The sequence below is a fragment of the Cupriavidus sp. 01L45 genome, from assembly GCF_056399885.1.
Genome location: NZ_JBFTSG010000127.1, coordinates 1 through 4,165 on the forward strand (window position 1 = coordinate 1; position 4,165 = coordinate 4,165).

The 4,165-nt window shown below is 64.7% G+C and carries 3 protein-coding genes and 1 pseudogene; 2 read left to right on the forward strand and 2 right to left on the reverse strand.

Going from position 1 to position 4,165, the window contains the following annotated elements:
* Window positions 1-70: 70 nt before the first annotated feature.
* Both AC1DT6_RS40110 and AC1DT6_RS40115 read right to left on the reverse strand, forming a co-directional pair.
* Window positions 71-160 (reverse strand): annotated as a pseudogene (locus AC1DT6_RS40110) (TenA family transcriptional regulator); the annotation flags it as partial.
* Window positions 161-373: 213 nt separating this feature from the next.
* Window positions 374-1,912, reverse strand: coding sequence for a hypothetical protein (locus tag AC1DT6_RS40115; RefSeq protein WP_477104751.1), 1,539 nt, complete (start codon window positions 1,910-1,912; stop codon window positions 374-376).
* A gap of 311 nt (window positions 1,913-2,223) precedes the next feature.
* On the opposite strand from AC1DT6_RS40115, the gene AC1DT6_RS40120 reads away from it, so the two are divergent.
* Both AC1DT6_RS40120 and AC1DT6_RS40125 read left to right on the forward strand, forming a co-directional pair.
* A complete protein-coding gene (locus AC1DT6_RS40120) occupies window positions 2,224-2,976 on the forward strand; it encodes a sulfite exporter TauE/SafE family protein (protein ID WP_477115595.1) in 753 nt (250 codons plus the stop codon).
* Window positions 2,977-3,028: 52 nt separating this feature from the next.
* Window positions 3,029-3,961: an ornithine cyclodeaminase family protein gene (locus tag AC1DT6_RS40125; RefSeq protein WP_477115596.1), complete on the forward strand. Its 933-nt coding sequence runs from the start codon at window positions 3,029-3,031 to the stop codon at window positions 3,959-3,961.
* Window positions 3,962-4,165: the final 204 nt, after the last annotated feature.

The window sequence follows — 4,165 nt, forward strand, 5'->3', positions numbered from 1 at the left end:
CACGCTGAAGGGGGCCTTGTTGGCGCTCTTGCCCTTGATGGCGTTTTCAAGGGCGGCACGGAAATCATCACACGCTGAAGGGGGCCTTGTTGGCGCTCTTGCCCTTGATGGCGTTTTCAAGGGCGGCACGGAAATCATCACGGTTCATCAGTTCGGCCATTTGGGGGCTCCTGTGGGCAGCGAGTTCAAGGTTGGGGGACGGCGTGGCGTGGTCCGGAGAGGTGAGCGGGCTAGACAGCCCAACCCGGTAAATCCGATACCTTGAATCTGATTGTATACTATCTGCCGTTTTTGTGAAGACGGTATACAACTCTTTCGGAAATAAAAAAAACGAGGCTTTGGGAGGCCTCGTTTTTCGTCGCGCGCGGTGTCGCTACCGCCAGAGGAACATGGCGCAAACGGTGGATACGCCCAGCCCGATCAGCACCGGCACCAGCAAGGCGCGCACCGCGTCGAGCACCGGCACGCGGGCAAAGCCGGCCACCGCGATCAGCGAGGACCAGGCGATCAACGTGCCGCCGCCCGTCCACACGGCCCCCATCTGCCCGATTGCCGCCAGGGTGGCGGAATCGAAGCCCACCACCGGACCCAGCGCGCCGGCCAGCGTGCCGGTCAGCGGCAGGCCGGCGAAGCCGGAGCCGTCGATGCCGGTGATCATGCCCACCAGCAGCACACCGAATGCGACCAGCACGTGGTTGTCCGGGATCATGTGCTGGTACGCCTGGATCAGCTCGAACAGCAGGCTGGGCGCCTTGCCGGCGCCGACACCCAGGATCTGCGCCGCGGTTTCGCCGGCGCCGACGAAGAAGAAGCCGGCAATCGGCAACACCGAGCCCATCGCCTTGAAGGCGAAGACGAAGCCGTCCGTAATGTGCTCCGGACATACGTCGAGCATCTTGCGGGGGCCTTCGGCGGCCAGCGTGGCCAGCATCATCAGCACCGCCGCAACCCCGCCAACCAGCGCTGCGGCATCGCCGCCCTTGAGTTCGGGCAGGCCGCTGCCCATCTTGGGCACCACCATCACCGCTACCACCGCCAGGAACGCGAGCGGYGTCACCACGGCAAAGCACTTCGACCACTTGACCCGGCGCAACGCCACCATGGCCAGGCTTCGCTCGATATTGGAATCGGTGGCCAACGGCTCGTCGTGCTCGGTGCCGCGCGCGATCTCGGCCTTGTCGAAGGTGCCGGACTGCTCGAAGCGCTCGTCGGCGCCGCTTGCGCGGGCTTGCCAGTTGGTCAGCAGGCTGCCGCTGGCCGGCACGATGTGCTTGCGCATCGACAGGTACGCCAGCGTCAGCGCGATGACGCCGGTAATGATCGACAGCACCAGCGCACGGTCGGCCACCACCACCGCACTGACCGCCGCGCCGGCGGCTTTGGCGCTGATGCCCGGCGCCACGCCGATCACATAGTCCGACGACAACGCCATGCCCTGCCCGGCTATGGCAATGGCCATGGCACCGGCCAGCGGCGGCAGTCCGGCGGCGATCGCGGCCGGCAGCAGGATGGCGGAAACCAGCGGCACCGCCGGCGTGGGCCAGAAAAACAGCGAAATCACATAGGTAATGCCAGCCAGGATAAAGAAGGCGGAATGGCCGTTCTTCATCACCAGCCGGAACGGCTCAACCATCCGGATATCCGAGCGCAGCGTCTTCAGCGAATTGAGCAGCGCTGTCATGAAGGCGATGACCAGGAAGATGTTGAACAACTCCTTGGCCGCCACCAGGCTTGCCGAAAATATCCCTCCCAGCGCGGAGACCGGGCTGCCGGTCAGCGCGAACACCACCAGGAACGTACCCAGAATCGACGGTACGACCACGTTGGCCCGCAGGATCATGGTCAGGACGATCACCGCCACGCCCAATAGGTAGATCCAGTGTGCCGCGCCAATCACCACTTCGTGTTGCATGAATTCCCCTTGGATCTTTGTCTGTAGAGACCATCGTGTCTGGAGCTATGGCTGCCCCATGAACGTATACTATATTCTTAACTTAGATCAAAACAAGCAGAATCTTCTTGGGGTAGGGAATCCCCCCAAATCGGTGCAAACCCTTATATTTCCGCGCCATAAGCGGGATTCCAGGCACCTTTTGGGAGCTGGATGTTAGTTGAGAACCCAGAATGGATGCCTTCTTTCTGCAAATTATGTAGACTGTATACCGTTAAAGACAGGCAGCAGCTTCCTACCGATCGATTACGCAGGCATCACACAAGACATACATGACGATTTCCACCCTCCTTCCCGCCGGCGTAACGGCCTGGCAATTTGGCATGATGGGCGCCCTGATCCTGGTGGGCGCCTGCCTGCAGGGCGTAGGCGGGATCGGCTTCTCCATGGTGTCGGCGCCGGTCGCGGTGCTGTTCTTCCCGCAACTGGCGCCCGGCCCCCTGCTCGCCATGGGTGGCCTCGTCTCCTTGCTTGGTGCACTACGCGAGTTCCGTGCCATTGCCTGGCGCACGGCGGGCAATGCCCTTCTGGGCCGCGCCGCAGGCACGGTGGTGGCAGTGGCTGCGATGACGCAATTGCCGGCGGAACTGCTGGCGTTGGTGTTCGCGCTGTCGATCCTGGCCGCGGTGRCGCTCAGCCTGCTGGGCTGGCGGGTGCAGGCTTCCGGACTGAATATGGCCTTCGCCGGCGCGGCCTCCGGCTTCATGGGCACGGTCACCTCGGCCGGCGCCCCGCCCTTTGCCATCGTCATGCAGCATCTGCCGCCGCCGCAGTTGCGCGCCACCATTGGCTGCATCCTTTGCGCCGGTGCGGCCTTCTCGCTGGCCATGCTGTCCGCCGCCGGCCGCTTTGGGCTGAGCGACCTCTGGCTCAGCCTGAGCCTGTCGCCCATGCTGCTGGTCGGCTTTGCCGTCTCGAACCGCCTCAAGAACCGCTTCTCGGCCAAGGCCGTGCGCAAGCTGCTGCTGGCGCTCTGCACCGCCGGCGCGATCGGCGTGCTGGTCAAGCTCGCCCTGCCCGCCTGAAACCCCGCGCCCGAAATCTCCCATCCTCTCCCGCTAATCCAGGAAACACACCATGTTGCATATCACCGACGAGATGATCGACCGCCACGTCAGCGCCGCCGACGCCCAGCAAGTGATGCTGGACGCCTTCCGCAGCTTTGGCGAAGGCAAGGCCGCCATGCAGGAGCGCATCCGCACCGAGGCGGGCGGCGTCAAGCTGTCCACGCTCGGGGCGGTGATTCCCGAGCAGCAGGTGGCGGGCGCCAAGGTCTACACCACCATCAAGGGGCAGTTTTCCTTTGTCATCCTGATTTTCTCGACGGAGGACGGCCGGCCGCTGGCCTCCTTCGATGCAGGCGCCATTACCCGGCTGCGCACCGCGGCCTGCTCGGTGCTGGCCGCCCGCCACCTGGCCCGGCCGGACGCGGCAGTGCTCGCGCTGTTCGGCGCCGGCACGCAAGGCGTGCAACATGCCCGCCAACTGGCCGCCACCCTGCCGCTCAAGCGCATCCTGCTGTCCGACCCGTATGCGGATGCCGCCACGCCCGAACGCCTGGCGCAGTGGTGCGGCATCCCCGTCGCCTTCGCTGAACCGGACCAGGCTGTGGCGCAAGCCGACATCGTGGTCACCGCGTCACGCTCCACCACGCCGCTGTTCTCCGGCCAGGCGCTCAAACCCGGCGCCTTTGTCGCGGCGATCGGATCGAGCCTGCCGCACACCCGCGAACTGGACGATGTGGCGCTCTCGCGCGCCAGCAAGCTAGTGGTGGAATGGCGCCCGCAATCGATGYGCGAAGCCGGCGATATCGTGCTGGCCGACCCCGCCGCGCTGCCCGCCGACAAGGTCGTCGAACTGGCCGATGTGGTCACCGGCCGCGTGCAACCACGCGGCAGCAACGCCGACATCCTGATCTACAAGTCGGTGGGGGTCGGTCTGGAAGACGTGGCGCTGGCGGGCTTCGCCTACAGGCAGATCGCCGCGGCGGGTGAAGCCAGAGCCGCGTGAGCGCGAGGCCGGATGCGCGATCGCTCGCCTTGGCAAGTTTGGCCCAAAAAGCTCTTTCGCAAAACTGCAGATAGTATACAATATTCACATGGATCCCGGATTTGGCTGGTTTCTGCGGCCGAGACCTCCGGACCACGCCACGCCGTCCCCCAACCTTGAACTCGCTGCCCACAGGAGCCCCCAAATGGCCGAACTGATGAACCG